The sequence below is a fragment of the Synechococcus sp. Lug-A genome, assembly GCF_024345655.1.
Classification (GTDB): domain Bacteria; phylum Cyanobacteriota; class Cyanobacteriia; order PCC-6307; family Cyanobiaceae; genus MW101C3.
This window is the reverse complement of record NZ_JAGQBN010000025.1, coordinates 1-16,173: the sequence shown is the minus strand read 5'-3', so window position 1 is coordinate 16,173 and position 16,173 is coordinate 1. Positions and strand designations below refer to the sequence as shown.

Sequence of the window (16,173 nt, the reverse complement as noted above, 5' to 3'; positions counted from 1 at the left end):
GGAGATCGCACAGCTCTCTAGTGTTCCAGCCGGCGGCACAGCCAGGGCAGGCTCAGGCCCTGCAGGCTGAGGTTGAGGAACACCACCACGAAGATCAGTCCCTCCACCAGATCCTCCAGCCGGGGCAGCTCGGCGGGGGGGATGCCGGGCAGGGAGGGCAGGACCTGGGTCACGCTGTAGCCCAGGGCGATCGGCACCGCCCCGCGCAGTCCGCACCAGGCGATCAACACGCCTGCCTGCCAGTCGAAGGGCGACCAGGGCTGAAACACCCACACGCTCAATGGCCGGGCCAGCAGCATCAGTCCGAGGGCCACCAGCGCTCCGGGCAGGGCGGCGCCAGGGAGGCTGCTGGCATCGATCAGCACACCGAACAGCAGAAACACCGTGATCTGCATGGTGGTGTTGAAGGGCTCCAGGCTGTGCTCGAGCAGTTCCGGCGTGATCAGCTTGTTCTCGTAGATGTTGTTGGCCAGAAACAGACCCGTCACGTAGGTGGCGATGAAGCCGGAGCCCTCCAGCAGGGTGGCGAAGCCGTAGGAAGCCAGGGCGATGGAGATGCCCACCACCAGGATCTGGTCCTTGCTGGTGATCAGGTGATTCAGCGCGTACTGGGCCAGATAGGTGAGAATCAGGCCCACCAGGATGCCGCTCCCCACGCTCTTGATAAAGGCCTGGAGCTGATCCAGCAGGGCTCCACCTTCGCTGCCCCCCTGGCCGGTGAGCCCCACGATCAGAAACAGGAACAGGATCGCCGCGGGATCGTTCACCGACGACTCGAACTCCAGCAGTGAGCGCACCCGCACCGGAATGCGGTCCTGCACCACCCGCAGCACGCTGAGGGTGGCGCCGGCGTCGGTGGAGCCGAGGCAGGCTGCCACCAGCAGCGCCACGCTCAGGGGCATGGGTTGGCCCAGACCATGGAACACCGCCCAGATCAGGCCTCCGAGCAGCAGCGACGACACGGCCACGCCGCCCACCGCCAGCAGCACGCCGTAGCCCAGGAAGCCCCGGATGTGCTGGGTGTCGGAGTTGAGCCCGGCCACGAACAGCAGCATGCTCAGGGTCACGGTGTGCAGGGCCTCCACCGCCTGCACCGTCAACAGTCCGGCGCTGGGCTGGATGGCGACCCCCAGCACCAGGATGCCGAGGATGGCAGGCACCCGCAGCTGCAGGGCCAGCCGGCTGGCCACCAGGGTGGCCAGGTAGGTCACGGCGATGGCGGCGAGCAGGCCATGCAGCGGAATCTGCAGGCCGGTGGCTATGGGCCCGGTTGCGGTCATGGGTGGTGGCCAGGGGTGGGGGTTGGGGGCAGCGGCTTGGGCAGCGCGGCGAACCAGTGGAACAGGAACGGGGAGAGCAGCAGCAGGCAGAGCAGGTTGGGCAGCACCACCAGGGCCTCCAGCAGTTCGGCCACCTGCCACAGTCCATCGCCGCTGCCGGGGGCCAGCAGCACCAGGGCGCCGCACCAGCAGCCGCGGAACAGTGGCCGCCAGCGCAGGCCTGTAAGAAACACCAGACAGCGCTCCGCCACGACGCTGGCGGTGAGGATGGTGCTGAAGGCGAACAGCACCAGCGCCAGGTGGCTGATCCAGAGTGAGCCGGGTCGTGCCCAGGTCATGGCGGCGTTCACCACGCTGAACGGATCGCCGCCGCTGCGGTAGGCGCCGCTGGCGATCACCAGCAGGCCGATTGCGCTGCAGACGGCGGTGTCCACCAGGTTTCCCAGCATGGCCACCGTGCCCTGGCGGAGCGGATCGGCGGGCCAGGCGGTGGCCTGCACGATGGCGGCGCTGCCGGTGCCGGCCTCATTGGAGAACACCGCCAGGCGCACGGCGGCACTCACCGTCACCGCCACGCTGCCGCCGGCGATGGCGCTGGGGGCGAGGGCTCCGTCCAGCACCTGTACGAGCACCTGCTTCAGCTGGTCGAGGTGGTCCAGCAGCAGCACCGCCATGGCCAGGCCGTAGCCCAGCACCATCAGCGGCACCAGCACCACGGCCACGCGGGCGACGCGGTTCAGTCCGCCACTGATCACCGCCGCTGTGGCCAGGGCCACCACCAGGCCGGTGAGCAGGGGCGGACTGCCCAGGTCGAGGGCCATCACCCGGGCCAGCTGGCGCACCTGCAGGCCGTTGGAGGAACCGAAGGCGGAGACCACGGTCATCGCTGCGAACACCGTCGCCAGCCAGCGCCAGCGCCGGTGCAGGCCGCGGCGGATGGTGAGCATCGGCCCCGCCAGCACGCTGCCATCGGCCAGGGGGCGGCGGAACTGGACGGCCAGAACCGTCTCCGCAAACTTGAGGGCCATGCCCACCAGCGACACCGCCCACAGCCAGGCCAGCACCCCGGGCCCGCCCAGGCTGATCCCCAGCGCCACGCCGGTGATGTTGCCGATCCCCACGGTGCCGCCAAGAGTCACCAGAAAGGCGCTCCAGCTGTCCAGCTCGCCCTCTGCAGCCCCAGGCGCGGGGCCGGGGTGGCGCAGGGCCCGCCAGAGCTGGCGCAGGCCGAAGGGAATCAGCCGCCAGGGCGCGAAGTTGAGCCCCAGGCAGAGGAATACCGCCACGAAGCACACCCAGTCCACCAGGAGGTCCCAGACAAACTGGTGGATCGTTGCAACCAGTTCCATAGGATCGGCCCTGATTGGCAGGCGATGGGCTCATGGTGGCTGATGGGACGGCACACGCTGAAGCAACCGGAGCCTGGGAGGCCGTGATCGGCCTGGAAACCCACGTGCAGCTCGGCACCGCCAGCAAGATCTTCACGGCCGCCTCCACCAGCTTCGGCGACGACCCCAACACCCACATCGACCCGGTGGTGCTGGGCCTGCCGGGCACGCTGCCGGTGCTCAATGAGAAGGTGCTGGAGTATGCGGTGAAGGCGTCCCTGGCGCTCAATCTGCAGGTGGCCGAGCACAGCAAGTTCGACCGCAAGCAGTATTTCTATCCCGATCTGCCGAAGAACTACCAGATCTCCCAGTTCGATCAGCCGATCGCCGAAAACGGCTGGATCGAGGTGGAAGTGGCCGAGAAGGGCAAGGACACCTACCTGAAGACGATCGGCATCGAACGGCTCCACATGGAGGAAGACGCCGGCAAGCTCGTGCACGCCGGCAGCGACCGTCTGGCGGGCAGCACCCACTCCTTGGTGGATTACAACCGCGCCGGTGTGGCGCTGGCCGAGATCGTCAGCAAGCCCGATCTGCGCACCGGCCGGGAGGCGGCGGAGTACGCCTCCGAGATCCGCCGGATCATGCGCTATCTAGGCGTCAGCGACGGCAACATGCAGGAAGGTTCGCTGCGCTGCGACGTCAACATCTCCGTGCGCCGCGGGCCCGATGAACCGTTCGGCGTGAAGGTGGAGATCAAGAACATGAACTCCTTCTCCGCCATCCAGAAAGCCTGCGATTACGAGATCGCGCGCCAGATCAAGGCGATCGAGGCTGGTGAGCCGATCCACCAGGAAACGCGGCTGTGGGATGAGAGCAAGCAGCTCACCAAGAGCATGCGCAGCAAGGAGGGCAGCAGCGACTACCGCTACTTCCCCGAGCCCGATCTCGGCCCGATCGAGGTCACTCCGGCGCGGCGCGAGGCCTGGCGGGCCGAACTGCCCGAGCTGCCGGCCGCCAAGCGTCACCGCTACGCCGAGCAGCTGGGGCTGTCGATCTACGACGCCCGCGTGCTGACCGAAGAGCGGGGGATGGCCGAATACTTCGAAGCGGCGGTGGCGGCCGGCGCCGATCCCAAAGGCGTGGCCAACTGGGTCACCGGCGACATCGCCGCCTATGTGAATGCCAATCGCCTCTCGCTGGCAGAGCTGCCGCTCAAGCCGGAGCAGCTGGCTGAGATGGTTCAGCTGATCGAATCCGGGGTGATCAGCGGCAAGATTGCCAAGGAACTGTTGCCGGAGCTGCTGGAGAAGGGCGGCTCCACCAAGGCGATCGTGGCCGAACGGGGCCTCGGCATGATCAGTGACCCGGCGGCGATCACGGCGATCGTCGAGGAGCTGCTGGCGGCCCATCCCGAGGAAGTGGCTGCCTTCCGTGGCGGCAAGAACAAACTGCAGGGCTTCTTTGTGGGGCAGCTGATGAAGCGCACCGGCGGCAAGGCCGACCCCAAGCTCGCCAACCAGATCCTGATCGCCAAGCTGAACGGCTGAGGTCCGAGCCTGAAGCCTCGCTGAGTGTTTCGGGCCTGGACGCTCCCTGGGTCCACCGCCAGAGGGGAAGAGTCTGCTGGGTCGCTGGGGCTGCTTGGCGCTGAGCTTTGAGCCTCGCTGGGCCTGCTGTCCTGCTGTCCTGCTCAGCCTCTGGAGTTGGGGTCCAACGGCTCTTCTCGCCGCACAGCCAGTCGCGTCGGCTGGTCCTTCAGCTGTGCTGAGCGCTGGTGACTCATGGAGTCGCCGGTCAGGTGCCGTGGTGTCCCACCTCCGGTAGGAGGCCCCCCGCCACGACGCTGCATCACAGCTCGCCTCCCCTCTTGCTGGCTCGCCGTGGTCCGGCCTGAAGCAAAGCCTGAGAAAAAGGTTTGCAAAACCTGAGAGCACCATGTATGTTTGGTGTCGATTGGCACAGTCTTCCGGTCATTGCCCGGCTGCAGCCCTCCTCAGGCGGCCCATGTCCTGAAAAATCCATGAGAGCGGGTCTCTCAGTTCACGCCTGAAGGCCAGCCGTCGACTCCACGGCGTTTCCGCCCTCAGTCGTGCAGCACCCGCCGGCCCTTTCACGAAAAGCACCATCTGATTAGTCATGCCTGCAGCTTCCGACATTCGTGCCAGCCACGATCAGCATTTCAGTAACTGGATCACCAACCCCGGCACGCTGACCACTGCTCGCCCATCAGGCAACAGCATTACCGCAGGCATCCCTTGGGTTCACGTCGATTTTGACGGCCACGTAACCGGGCCGACTGAAACCACAACTGTGTCTCGCTATCAGGCAACAAACAGCAACTACACGCTGGATCAGCGTCGCCAGGTGCTTGAGGCCCTCGACAGCGCTTACGCTCCGTTCAACGTCAGGTTCACGACGGACCCCAATCCATTCCCCGGCGCCGGACCCTATGCCGGGAGGCTGCTGGTTGGGGGAACCATGACCAGAAACGGCCTTGGCCTTTTTGGCGTGCCTGGAATTGCCCGGTCAAACTCATTCAGAAGCGCAATCAGCAACCCTATCGCCGCCGTTCAGTGGAACACAAACCCACGGAGCACAAACCTACCGCTGACGGTTAGCACAGTGGGTTTTTTCGCTGTTCACGAAATCGGCCACACGCTTGACTTTCGGCACAAAGGCCTGCTGGCTTCCAGCACGCAAGCAGCCGAGGAGTATTACGACGGGCACCTAACGGCGGCTGGTAATCGCTGGGTTCCATACATGGGGAAAGCCCCAGTCGGCGTGAATGTGTTTCCGCAGTGGAGCCAGGGCAGCTATTTCAGGAACGGTCGCGCCGCTTCAAACTCTGTCGATGAAGTGGCAGCCCTGACGGCCCGACTCGGCGCAAGGCCTGACGATTTCGCGGACACGATCACCGGCGCATTGCCCACTCGCAGTGTGGGTGACGGTCGGTTTGTATCTGGCACCATCGGCACCAGAAATGACGTGGACATTTTTAGGTTCCAATGGAACGGCGGGCCGCTCAGTCTTCGGGTTGATCCCGCTGGTGCTGTCGCTTCTTCCCCTCAAACGCAGATTGCCTTCGGCGCGACCGACGACGTAAGCGGCCTCAACTTACAGATGGACATTCTCAGCAGCAACGGCACCGTGGCGTTCACGTCATCGCCAACCAACAGCAAAGGCGCAGCTTTTACTGATCTAAACCTATCGGCTGGTACGTATTTTGTCCGCGTGGATGGTGTGGGGGAGGGCAGCTTCACCGGCGTCAATAGCACCGGCTTCGATGACTACGGATCTCTCGGCGGCTACACGCTGAGCGGACTGCTGTAATGAACGCCCGCCTCGCCCTCCAGACCATCGCTCAGCGTGCCTTAGCGCAACCTGATGCCGACCGCCTGCGGGTTGCCCAGGAACTTGATGCTGCAGACGAACTCAACCACGATGGCCCGAAGCTCATCATCCTGATCGCCAAGCTGAACGGCTGAGGTCCGAGCCTGAAGCCTCGCTGGGCCTGCTGTCCTGCTGAGCCTCTGGCGTTGGGGTCCAGCGGCTCTTCTAGCCGCACAGCCAGTTGCGTCGGCTGTTCCTTCAGGCGTGCTGAGCGCGGGTGGCGGATGGAGTCGCCGGTCAGGAGCCGTGGCGTCCCACCTCCGGTAGGAGGGCCTCCCCCACCACGACGCTGCATCACAGCTCGCATCCCCTCTGGCTGGCTCGCCATGGTCCGGCCTGAAGCAACGCATGATGAAAGGGTTTGCAAAGTCTGAGAAAACCATGTATGTTTCCTGGCGATTGGCCCACTCTTCCGGCCATTGTCCGACTGCAGCCCTCCTCAGGCGGCCCATGTCCTGAAAGATCCATGAGAGTGGGTCTCTCAGTTCACACCTGAAGGCTGGCCGTCGACTCCACGGCGCTTCCGCCCTCAGGGGTGCAGCACCCGCCGGCCCTTTCACGAATCTCCGCAGCGAACCCCACGTGACCACCGCTCGCCCCGGCCTCCCCGCCCCGTTCTCCCGCCCAGCGGGGCAGCCGGTTGCCGTCAGCGCCGTTCTGGATGGCGCCGCTTCGTGTCTATTCGTGGTGTTCGCGATCAGCGCCCTCACGCTGTTCCTGCCGCTCGATCCCACCAATCCCACCTGGCAGCTGCGAGTGGTCGGCGGTGTGATCCAGGCCGCTCCCCTGGCTCTCGTGGGCTTTCTGCTGCTGCATGGGGCGGCCCATCTCGATCCGGAGCGCTCCCGCTACACGGTGCGATTGGCCACGGCGCGGCAGCGGGCCCTAGTGGCGGCCTTGGGCTTCGTCCTGCTGGTCCCGCTGCAGGCCACCGCTCTGTGGACACTGTTCACCGCAGATGCTGATCAGCTCGCCCAACGCAGGGCTAGCACCGAAGCCACGTTCGTGGCCCTGCGCAGCGCCGTCGGTGAGGCCACCACGCCCCAGGAGCTGCAGCGAGAGATGCGGCTGCTGCGGGGCCCGGCCATCAACGATCAGCAGCTGGATCAGCCGATCGCGGCCCTACGCACCCAGACCCTGCGCAATCTTGACCGCACCCAGGCGGTGATGGACCAGAAATTGCGTGGCCCCGATCAGAAGGGGATCATGGAGCTGGTACAGAACGGCATCCGGATTGGCGTGTCCGGGCTGGCCTTTGCCTTTGCCTTCGCGCTAGGCGCGCTCCAGTGCCGTCCTGCGAGCGCACGGCGGTGCCGAAGCTTCATGGGCGTTTTTTCCCGCCCGCGTTCGCATGACCTCGTGCCGTCTCGCGTGCCGGCCTCCTCCGTCACCACCCGGCGTTAAGCGCTTCCAGCCTGCTGCGGCTCCAGCCAGTTTTCACAGGCGAGCAAGGGCTTAGCGCCTTTCGCCCGTTGCCTCCAGCCCGAGCGCCCGCCCCAGCTGGCTCGCCAGGCTTTCGGCGCCTTGGCGGTTGTCGATCAGCACATCGGCAAGCGAGCGCTTGCGCTCCAGCGGCCACTGGGCAGCGATCCTGGCGTCGGCGTCGGCAGCCGTGGTGCCATCGCGCGCCAGCAGACGTGCCCGTTGTTCGGCTGGTTCACAGTCCACCAACCAGATTTCCGAGCAAAGCGACTCCAGGCCGGCCTCGAACAGGAGAGGGATCATCAGCACCACGGCCGGTTCCTCTGCAAGGCCCGCCAGCTCCTGGGTAAAGCGCTGGCGCACCAGCGGGTGCACCAATCCTTCCAGCCAACGGCGCTCCACTGGATCGCTGAACACCAGCCGACCGAGAGCCCGCCGATCGAGCGTCTCAGCGGGATCTGCTGCGGCACCTTCAGCACCTTCGGCACCGCCGTCTTCGCCCTGCCGCGGCACCAGCACCTGGGTGCCGAAGCGTGCCACCACGGCTTGGCTGCCGGCGGTTCCGGGAGCGAGCGCCTCCCTGGCGAAGAGGTCAGCATCAAGCACCGGCACTGCGAAGCGGGCCTGCAGCAACTGGGCCACGGTGCTCTTGCCCGTGGCGATGCCGCCGGTGAGGCCGATGCGGCGCTGGTGTGTGGCCATCAGGCTCGCCTCAAGTCGCAGGGTGGCTGTGGAGCGTTGGCCTCACGCCGGCCCTCAACGGCTCGCTTCGGGGAACTCGAGCAGTCAGCTGACGCAGCATGTGCTTGAAGAGTTGAACGGTGAACCCACCGGCATCCTGTTAGCGGATAGCCATCGTTCCAGCGAGGCTGTAAACCAGCCAGCCCATCCTTACGCATTCGTGCCATCAGATTCATTGACTGTTTCGATCGTGAAGTGCGCAGTGATGAGCTCAGTATTGAACTGCTCGATCGGACAACCCTTGATCGACGGCATTTTCTCTCCGGAAAGCACCCGGCACATCGCGCTTGAGTGCAGTTTCGACAGAATCACTCTAAAGCCAGCCATAATCAGATGTCAACAGTGTTCGGTTTCGTTCAATCGCCACCTGAAAACAATCTCAGGTCACCGGCTTTTGTGTCGAAATAAATGACTATGGCTGCGGAACAAGCTAGCGCCAAAGACCACTCAAGTTCATGCCAGTTCATGCCGGCCAGGGTGTGGCTGCATGCTTTTCATCATGTGCTCAAGTGGTTTGACCAGGCCCCGCGCCCCCGGCTGGCCGCCTGCCGCCCCCGAAGATGGCAACAGCTCCAACAGGCGCCCCATGACCCGCATCCCCGCCCCCTGGCAGCCCGTGCCCGGCGGTCTCACCGCCCCCAGCGGTTTCCTGGCGGCCGGCAGCACGGCCGGGCTGAAGGCCTCCGGCAAGCCCGATCTCTCCCTGTTGCTGGCACCGGCAGGGGCGGTGTGCGCCGGCAGCTTCACCACCAACCGGGTGCGCGCCGCCTGCGTGGATCTCTGTGAGCAGCGGCTGGCGGCCAGCGGCGGCCGGGCCCGCGCCGTGCTCACCAATTCAGGCCAGGCCAACGCCTGCACCGGCGCGCGCGGCCTGGCCGACAGCCTCACCGCCACCGCCGCCCTCGCCGCCCGGCTGGAGCTGGCGCCGGAGCAGGTGCTGATCTGCTCCACCGGGGTGATCGGCGTGCCGATCCCGATGGACCCATTGATCGCGGGCCTCGATCCGCTGGTGGCGGCCCTCAGCCCCGAGGGGGGCGCCGCCGCCGCCACGGCGATCCTCACCACCGATCTGGTTGACAAGCAGATCGCCCTGGAGGCCAACCTGGGCGGGCGGCGCGTGCGCCTCGGCGGCATGGCCAAAGGCTCGGGGATGATCCACCCCGCCATGGCCACCATGCTGGGCTATCTCAGCTGCGATGCCGGCGTGCCGGCCGAGCTGTGGCGGGGCATGGTGCAGCGGGCGGTCGACCGCTCCTTCAACGCGATCACGGTGGACGGCGACACCAGCACCAACGACACGTACCTGGCCTTTGCCGCCGGTGAACCCCTGAGCCCAGAGCACTACGAGGCGCTGGAGGCCGGCCTCACGGCGGTGTCGCAGCACCTGGCCCGGGCGATCGCCCGCGACGGCGAAGGTGCCAGCTGCCTGATCGAGGTGCAGGTGGAAGGGGCCGCCAGCGAGGCCGGCGCCCGCGCCATCGCCCGCACCATCTGCGGCTCCTCGCTGGTGAAGTGCGCCATCCACGGCCGCGATCCGAACTGGGGCCGCATCGTGGCGGCGGCGGGCCGCGCCGACGTGCCCTTCGATCCCGAGGCCGTGGCGCTCTGGCTGGGGACGCACCAACTGATGGCCGCTGGCCAGCCCCTGCCCTTCGATCGCCCGGCCGCCTCCCGCTACATGGCCGATCGCGCCGCCGGCGCCTATCTCGATGACGACACCGTGGCCATCCGGCTGGTGGTGGGCGACGGCCCCGGCCACGGCCTGGCCTGGGGCTGCGACCTTTCGGATCAATACGTGCGCATCAACGCCGACTACACCACCTGAATCCCGCTGGCACTAGCGGTTTGCGCGAATCTTGCCGGCATTAGATCGCTAAGGTCAGCGCACCGATTCCTGGCCCGATGGCGATTCAGCTGCGTGAATCCCGGATGCATGTCATCCGCTGGATTCTCACCACCGGCTGGCTGTTGATCATCGCCTCGCTGTTCTTCGACCCCTGGAGCGCCGCGCTCACCGATCCGGGCCACCCCTGGAGCCCGCTGCGTCTGAGTGAGGCCTGCGTGCCGGTGCAGGACCGCTGCCTGGGCGAGCAGCCTTATCCGCTCGGCACCACCCTCTTCTGGGGGGCGGTGGTGCCCTCGGGAATCTTCATCCTGCTGGTGTTCGGCCATGAGCTGTGGCGACGCATCTGCCCGCTCTCCTTCCTCTCCCAGATCCCTCGCGCCCTGGGCCTGCAGCGCCAGATCGCCAAGCTCAATCCCCGCACCGGCGAGCGGCGCCCCCAGCTGGCCAAGGTGCCCGCCGATTCCTGGCTGGCCCGCCACTACTCGAGCGTGCAGTTCGGCTGGCTGTTCGCGGGCCTCTGCGGCCGCATCCTTTTCTTCAATGCGGATCGCCTGGTGCTGGCCGCCTGGCTGCTGGGCACGATCGCAGTGGCGATGCTGGTGGGTTGGCTGTACGGCGGCAAGGCCTGGTGCCAGTACTTCTGCCCGATGGCGCCGGTGCAGAGCGTGTTCTCCGCCCCCTCCGGGCTGCTGGGCAGCAAGGCGCACCTGAGCGAGCAGCCGATCACCCAGTCGATGTGCCGCACCACGCTGCCCGATGGCAGCGAGCAGAGCGCCTGTGTGGCCTGCCAGCAACCCTGCATCGACATCGACGCCGAGCGCATGTACTGGGCGCGGATCACCACACCGGCCTTCGCCTTCGAGCGTTATGGCTATGTGGGGCTGGTGCTGGGCTACTTCCTCTATTACTACCTGTACGCCGGCAACTGGGAGTACTACTTCTCCGGGATCTGGGTCCGCCAGAGCGACCAGCTCGCCACCCTGCTCAGCCCCGGACTGTTCCTGTTCGGCCAGGCCATCCCCATCCCCCGCCTGGTGGCGGTGCCCCTGGTGCTGGGGCTGTTCACCTGGCTGGGGGTGGTGGTGGGGCGCTGGATCGAAGCCGGTGCGCGCTCCCGCGAACGGCGCCTTGCCGCCCGCAGCGGTGCCATGCCGCTGTCGCCGGAGCAGCTCCGCCACCGCATCTTTGTGGTGGCCACCTTTCTGGTGTTCAACTTCTTTTTTCTGTTTGCGGGTCGGCCGCTGCTGCGGCTGCTGCCGCCCTGGGTGCAATACCTCTTCGACGGCGCCCTGGTGGCCTTCAGCACGCTGTGGGTGTACAAGGCCTGGCGCCGCAACCCCGAGATCTACAGCCGCGAGAACCTGGCCAGCCGCTTCCGCAAGCAACTGGAGCGCCTCCAGCTCGATGTGGGCCGCTTCCTCGATGGCCGCACCCTCGGCGACCTCAACGCCCACGAGGTGTATGTGCTGGCCAAGGTGCTGCCGGGCTTCAGCAGCGAGAAACGCCACGAGGCCTACAAGGGCGTGGTGCGTGAGGCGCTTGAGGAGGGCTACGTGAGTGTGGCCACCAGCCTGGAGGTGCTGCAGCAGATGCGCCGCGAGCTCGGCATCTCCGATGAGGAGCACGAGCAGCTGCTCGAAGAGCTGGGGGTGGAGGATCCCACCCTGCTCGATCCCGCCAACCGCCGCAGCCTGGAGGATCAGGTGCGGCTCAGCGGCTACCGCAAGTCGCTCGATCGACTGATGCGGCTGCAGAGCCGTGCGCAGGAGCAGGGCGATACCAAGGCGATCCGCTCGCTGCGTCGCCGCTACGGCATCACCGCCGCGGAGGAGGAGGAGATTCTGGGCGGGCTGTCGCCGCAGGCCAGCGCCGCCCAGAAGGCTGAGGTGCTGCTGCAGCGCCTGCCGGAACTGATCGAGGCCTTCCGCGCCCTGCAGCAGCCGTCGCTGCCGGAGGCGCCGGTGGTGCGCGCCCTGCTCAGCGGGCACATCCGCCACCGGGAGCAGCTGAGCCTGCGGGCGATCCTGTGGGCCCTGGCCACCCTGCAGCAGGATCCTGCCGTGCCCGCCCTGGTGGCAGATCTGCAGAAGCTCTCGCCATTGGTGCTGCTGGAGCTGCTGGAGCAGGAGCCGTGGCAGGAGCGCCTGCCGGCGGAGGTGCTGGCGGCACTCACCCAGCCGGGCACAGGCGCCAGCTGCTCGCTGGTGGTTCCCCTGCCGGTCACCCTGCACCACCTCGACACCCTGCTGCAGGACCGCAACCCGCTGATCCAGGCGTCCGCCCTGTTCCTGATCGCCCGGCTGGACGGCCCGAAGGGCCAGGCCCAGGCAGCGGCGCTGCGCGGTGGCGCGTCCGCCCCGCTGCTGGCAAGCACGGCCGAGCGCCTGCTGGCCCAGGGCGATACGCCGTCCAGCCTCGAGGCCTGCCCTGAGCTCGAAAAGCGGGTGGTGCTGGCCACCTGCGAGGCGTTCCGCGGCCTCCACCTCGACACCATCAACGCCCTGGCGGAGGTCTCTGAGCTGCGCCGTTACAGCGCCGGCGCCCTGATCACCGAAACCGGCGACACCTGCCGCGAACTGCTGTTGCTGATCGAAGGCGAAGCCCTGGTGCACTACCGCGATGGCGACCCCAGCGCTGATGGCCCAGGCACCCGGCAGGAGCGCTTCCGGCCGGGCCAGATGCTCGATGAGCTCGAGGTGCTCACCCACAGCGCCACCGAGAACACGATCACGGCGGCGCAGGAGGGCACACGCCTGCTGGCGGTGCCAGTGGATGGCTTCGATGCCCTGCTCGATCGCGATCAGGACTTCGCCAAGCGCGTGCTCGAACTCGAAACGCGTCAGCTGCAGCGCTTCATGGGCACCCTGCCTGCTGCGGTGGCCGGCTGAGCGCCGTCACCCCCCTGCGAGCACTGTGCCCACTGGATCAGCCGAACACATTCAGGAAGCGCTGGATGATCACCGCATTGCTGATGTCCACAAAGAAGCCCGATACCAGCGGCACCACGATGAACGCCCGCCGTGCCGCCCCATACTTTTGCGCCACCGCCGACATGTTCGCCATCGCCGTGGGTGTGGCCCCAAGTGAAATGCCGCCGAAACCGGCGCAGATCACGGCCGCTTCGTAATCGCGGCCCATCACACGGAACACCACGAACAGCGCGAATAGGAACGACACCACGAACTGGGCGGTGAGGATGGCGATGATCGGGCCCGCCAGCGAGGCGATGGTCCACAGCTGCAGGCTCATCAGCGACATTGTCAGGAAGATGCCCAGGGCGATGTCGGACACGATGGCCAGGGATCGTGCCGGCGCCAGCTCGCGCACCTTCACCAACCGCGGCACGGTGTTGGTCAGAAAGATCGCCGCGAACAGGCAGCACACGAACAGGGGCAGATTGCTGCCCACGGCCTGCAATCCCTCGAAGAGCAGTTCACCCAGGCCCAGGCTCATGTTGAGCCAGAAGAGGGTCCGCAGCAGCGTGAAGTAGGTGACCCGTTCGAGCGCGTTGCTCTCGGCGGCGGCGTCTTCCACCACGCAGGGAGTGGGCTGGAGCTTGTTGCGCTGGATCAGCAGCCGGGCGATCGGCCCGCCCATCAGCGAGGCGAGCACCAGGCCGAAGGTGGCGCAGGCCACGCCGATTTCCAACGCATTGCTGATGCCATGCGTTTCCGCGAAGCGGGGAGCCCAGGCGATGGCGGTGCCGTGGCCGCCCAGCAGCGATACCGAGCCGCCCAGCACCCCCACCAGGGGATTCAGGCCCAGCACTGTGGCTACGCCGATGCCGGTGAGGTTCTGCAGCAGCATGAACACCACCGTGGTGGCGATCAGGATCAGCAGGGGTCGTCCGCCGGAGAGCAGGGTGCGGATGTCAGCGTTGAGGCCGATCGCCGCAAAGAAATAGAGCAGCAGAAAATCACGGGTGAGCAGGTTGAAACCGATCTCCAGCCCGGAAATCGCATGAACCACCGCCAGCAGCACACACACCAGCAGGCCACTGGTCACAGGCTCGGGAATGTTGAACTCCCTCAAAAAGGCCACCTTCCGGTTCAACCAGCGGCCGACCGCCAGCACCACGATGGCGATGTTGAACGTGGCGAAGCTCTCGAATTGCATGGCGGGTGGGGATCAGGGCAGGAGTGGCTCAAGCCGGCCGTCGCCTCAGTCGCATCCCTGCACGGAGATCCGGTAACTGAAACCCACGGCTGCGGGCCTGGTGCTGGAGCCCACCCGGAAGTTCATCAGGTTGGTGCGCTTGCCCGGCACCGCCTGAAACGGGCCGAACTTCCGGCCGGTACCCGGTTCAAAGGTGGGGGTTTCATTCACCACCTGCAGGCTGGTGCCATCGGTGAAGCGCATGAAGGCGGCCACTGGGAAGGTGGCCCGTTCGGTCGAGGCCGACGTGAAGAAGAACTGATAGCTACGGAAGGGCTGGTCCACGATGAAATCGGTGTTCCAGTTGGTGCGGCCCAGCAGCCGGTCGGGGCCGATCCGCTTGGACACCACCGGCTCGCCGCTGCCGCCGAGCGGCATCAGAAAGCGGCAGCGGGCCTCGGCGCTGGTGGTGCTGGCGGCGGCCACCATCAAGGCGGTGAGCAGGATCGGTGGGATCAGGCGCATCGAAACCATGGGAGAGCTCGCATCCAGGCAGCAGCATGGCAGTCCGCTGGAGATGCTCAGATCCCGGCACCTGAAGCGAGGAACCCGTGAACCGAGGGGAACCAGGAGCGAGGGCCACCTGCACAGGGGAGCGCCTAGATCGTGGTGCTCGCTGCTCGTGACAGAGCCTGCGGCAAGACTCTTCAGCGAAGAGGCTCAGTGCAGACGTTCAGCGCGGAGCTTCAGTGCAGAGGCTCCACCCTTACTCGTCTCCGCCCCTACTCATCGCCTGCGGGTGTGAGAGCGATGGCCTCCTGCTGCTGGCGTTCCGTATGGAGCCAGAGGGCAATCATGCCGGCGATCGGGATGGCCAGAAACACCCCCAGCAGACCAGCGACCCGCTGACCGATGAAGAGCGAGAGAAAGAGCAGCACCGGATTGAGCTCCATCGCCCTGCCCATCACCCTGGGGCGCACGATGTTGTCCTGAATCTGGCCGAGCAGCAGCGAAGCGATCAAGGCCCGCAGGCCGATCTCTCCTCCCTGGGAGGCAAAGACCATCACCGAGACCAGCACGATGCCGAGGGTGGCACCGATGCCGGGGATCACATCCAGAACCCCCACGATCACCGCCAGGATCAGGCTGTACTTCACACCCAGCAGGGGAAAAACCACAGCCGTCGAGGCGGTCAGAAACACCATCAGCAGCAGCTGGCCACGAATGAACCCCAGCACGCTCTGCAGAAAGGTGTGGGCAAAACGATCCCGGTGGGCTTCCGGAATCAGCCGCAGAAACCCTTTCCAGAGCTTCTCCCCATCGATCAACATGTAGAGGCTGATCACCGCACCGAAAATCCCGGTGAACACACCGGAGAACACGGTCTGCAGCAACCCCAGCCCCGTCAGCAATCCCTCCTGCAGCAGGGAGGTGATTCTGTCGAATCCATAGGCTTCGAGGTAGCCGTGCAGAGGCGTGAGATCCTGCTGCTTCATCCTGCTCTGCAGATCCAGCACCAGGCCCTGGCCCTGGTTCAGCACCTGCAGGCCAATGCCGGTGACGAAACCGATCAGGAGGAGCAGGGCGCTGAGAGAAACGATGGCAATCGCCCATCCCCGTGGCAGATAGCGGCTCAGCCAGGTCACCGGGATGTTGAGCAGCGCCGCCACGATGGCGGCAGCGGTGAACACCGCAATCGTGCCTGAGAAGTAGTCGAAGATCAGCACCGTGACGCCAACGCAGGCCACCAGCAGGAGATACCGCACGAGATTCGTGGTGCTGATCATTGGTGGCTCTCTGCCCTGGAGGCGAACAGGTTCAGGCCCAGGGCTTCCGAGAGAAAACGGGCCGTGAGCTGGCCGCGCACGCTGTTGCCCGCCTCATCGAGCGGTGGCGCGTAGGTGGCCAGGCCACCCTTGCCCGGTGCCACCGTGATCATGCCGCCGGCCACGCCGCTCTTGCCGGGCAGGCCGGTGGCGTAGAGCCAGTCGCCGGAGGTTTCGTAGAGCCCGGCGGTGACCAGCACCGCCAGCACGTGCTGGCAATGGATGTCATCGATCACCTGCTC

13 protein-coding genes are annotated in these 16,173 nt (G+C 66.2%); 6 read left to right on the top strand and 7 right to left on the bottom strand.

Translation table 11 applies throughout. From position 1 onward, the window contains the following. Positions 1 to 17: 17 nt before the first annotated feature. Both KBY86_RS14390 and KBY86_RS14385 read right to left on the bottom strand, forming a co-directional pair. Entirely contained in the window at positions 18 to 1,280 is a 1,263-nt protein-coding gene (locus KBY86_RS14390; protein WP_255100196.1) for a cation:proton antiporter, read from the bottom strand. Continuing rightward, the gene (locus tag KBY86_RS14385) at positions 1,277 to 2,629 is read right to left on the bottom strand and encodes a sodium:alanine symporter family protein (protein ID WP_255141627.1); all 1,353 of its coding nucleotides are present in this window, start codon (positions 2,627 to 2,629) and stop codon (positions 1,277 to 1,279) included. Before KBY86_RS14385 ends, KBY86_RS14390 begins: the two co-directional genes overlap by 4 nt. Positions 2,630 to 2,661: 32 nt before the next feature. Here KBY86_RS14385 and gatB point away from each other — a divergent pair, with 32 nt between their 5' ends. From gatB to KBY86_RS14365, 4 genes are all read left to right on the top strand, one after another. Beyond that, the gene (gene gatB / locus KBY86_RS14380; RefSeq protein ID WP_255141625.1) at positions 2,662 to 4,158 is read left to right on the top strand and encodes an Asp-tRNA(Asn)/Glu-tRNA(Gln) amidotransferase subunit GatB; all 1,497 of its coding nucleotides are present in this window, start codon (positions 2,662 to 2,664) and stop codon (positions 4,156 to 4,158) included. A 589-nt stretch (positions 4,159 to 4,747) separates the two neighbouring features. After that, positions 4,748 to 5,941 carry a hypothetical protein gene (locus tag KBY86_RS14375; RefSeq protein WP_255141624.1) on the top strand — a complete coding sequence of 398 codons (1,194 nt, stop codon included), beginning with the start codon at positions 4,748 to 4,750 and terminating at the stop codon, positions 5,939 to 5,941. Next, positions 5,941 to 6,096, top strand: a complete 156-nt coding sequence (locus tag KBY86_RS14370; RefSeq protein WP_255141623.1) for a hypothetical protein — start codon at positions 5,941 to 5,943, stop codon at positions 6,094 to 6,096. Before KBY86_RS14375 ends, KBY86_RS14370 begins: the two co-directional genes overlap by 1 nt. Before the next feature lie 487 nt (positions 6,097 to 6,583). Next, positions 6,584 to 7,405 carry an HpsJ family protein gene (locus tag KBY86_RS14365; protein ID WP_255141622.1) on the top strand — a complete coding sequence of 274 codons (822 nt, stop codon included), beginning with the start codon at positions 6,584 to 6,586 and terminating at the stop codon, positions 7,403 to 7,405. Positions 7,406 to 7,456: 51 nt separating this feature from the next. Here KBY86_RS14365 and coaE read toward each other — a convergent pair whose 3' ends face one another. Continuing rightward, positions 7,457 to 8,125, bottom strand: coding sequence for a dephospho-CoA kinase (gene coaE, locus KBY86_RS14360; protein ID WP_255100191.1), 669 nt, complete (start codon positions 8,123 to 8,125; stop codon positions 7,457 to 7,459). A gap of 625 nt (positions 8,126 to 8,750) precedes the next feature. On the opposite strand from coaE, the gene argJ reads away from it, so the two are divergent. Both argJ and KBY86_RS14350 read left to right on the top strand, forming a co-directional pair. Next, positions 8,751 to 9,989 carry a bifunctional glutamate N-acetyltransferase/amino-acid acetyltransferase ArgJ gene (argJ, locus tag KBY86_RS14355; RefSeq protein ID WP_255141621.1) on the top strand — a complete coding sequence of 413 codons (1,239 nt, stop codon included), beginning with the start codon at positions 8,751 to 8,753 and terminating at the stop codon, positions 9,987 to 9,989. A gap of 77 nt (positions 9,990 to 10,066) precedes the next feature. Further along, a complete protein-coding gene (locus KBY86_RS14350) occupies positions 10,067 to 12,898 on the top strand; it encodes a cyclic nucleotide-binding domain-containing protein (RefSeq protein ID WP_255141620.1) in 2,832 nt (943 codons plus the stop codon). Positions 12,899 to 12,935: 37 nt separating this feature from the next. On the opposite strand, the gene gltS is transcribed toward KBY86_RS14350, so the two are convergent. The 4 genes from gltS to KBY86_RS14330 form a co-directional block, all read right to left on the bottom strand. After that, on the bottom strand, positions 12,936 to 14,126 hold the full coding sequence (gltS, locus tag KBY86_RS14345; protein ID WP_094512090.1) for a sodium/glutamate symporter: 1,191 nt from the start codon (positions 14,124 to 14,126) through the stop codon (positions 12,936 to 12,938). A 45-nt stretch (positions 14,127 to 14,171) separates the two neighbouring features. Next, positions 14,172 to 14,639, bottom strand: a complete 468-nt coding sequence (locus KBY86_RS14340) for a hypothetical protein (RefSeq protein ID WP_315855870.1) — start codon at positions 14,637 to 14,639, stop codon at positions 14,172 to 14,174. Positions 14,640 to 14,887: 248 nt separating this feature from the next. Then, positions 14,888 to 15,892, bottom strand: a complete 1,005-nt coding sequence (locus tag KBY86_RS14335; protein WP_255141619.1) for an AI-2E family transporter — start codon at positions 15,890 to 15,892, stop codon at positions 14,888 to 14,890. Then, on the bottom strand, positions 15,889 to 16,173 hold a 285-nt coding region (locus KBY86_RS14330; protein WP_255141618.1), incomplete at its 5' end, for a glutaminase. The genes KBY86_RS14335 and KBY86_RS14330, both read right to left, overlap by 4 nt.

Coding starts and splice junctions, on each gene's coding strand:
- KBY86_RS14375 (WP_255141624.1), top strand. CDS start 4,748: ATGCCTGCAGCTTCCGACATTCGTGCCAGCCACGATCAGCATTTCAGT.
- KBY86_RS14350 (WP_255141620.1), top strand. CDS start 10,067: ATGGCGATTCAGCTGCGTGAATCCCGGATGCATGTCATCCGCTGGATT.
- KBY86_RS14390 (WP_255100196.1), bottom strand. CDS start 1,280: ATGACCGCAACCGGGCCCATAGCCACCGGCCTGCAGATTCCGCTGCAT.
- gltS (WP_094512090.1), bottom strand. CDS start 14,126: ATGCAATTCGAGAGCTTCGCCACGTTCAACATCGCCATCGTGGTGCTG.
- KBY86_RS14340 (WP_315855870.1), bottom strand. CDS start 14,639: ATGGTTTCGATGCGCCTGATCCCACCGATCCTGCTCACCGCCTTGATG.
- argJ (WP_255141621.1), top strand. CDS start 8,751: ATGACCCGCATCCCCGCCCCCTGGCAGCCCGTGCCCGGCGGTCTCACC.
- KBY86_RS14370 (WP_255141623.1), top strand. CDS start 5,941: ATGAACGCCCGCCTCGCCCTCCAGACCATCGCTCAGCGTGCCTTAGCG.
- KBY86_RS14335 (WP_255141619.1), bottom strand. CDS start 15,892: ATGATCAGCACCACGAATCTCGTGCGGTATCTCCTGCTGGTGGCCTGC.
- coaE (WP_255100191.1), bottom strand. CDS start 8,125: ATGGCCACACACCAGCGCCGCATCGGCCTCACCGGCGGCATCGCCACG.
- gatB (WP_255141625.1), top strand. CDS start 2,662: ATGGTGGCTGATGGGACGGCACACGCTGAAGCAACCGGAGCCTGGGAG.
- KBY86_RS14385 (WP_255141627.1), bottom strand. CDS start 2,629: ATGGAACTGGTTGCAACGATCCACCAGTTTGTCTGGGACCTCCTGGTG.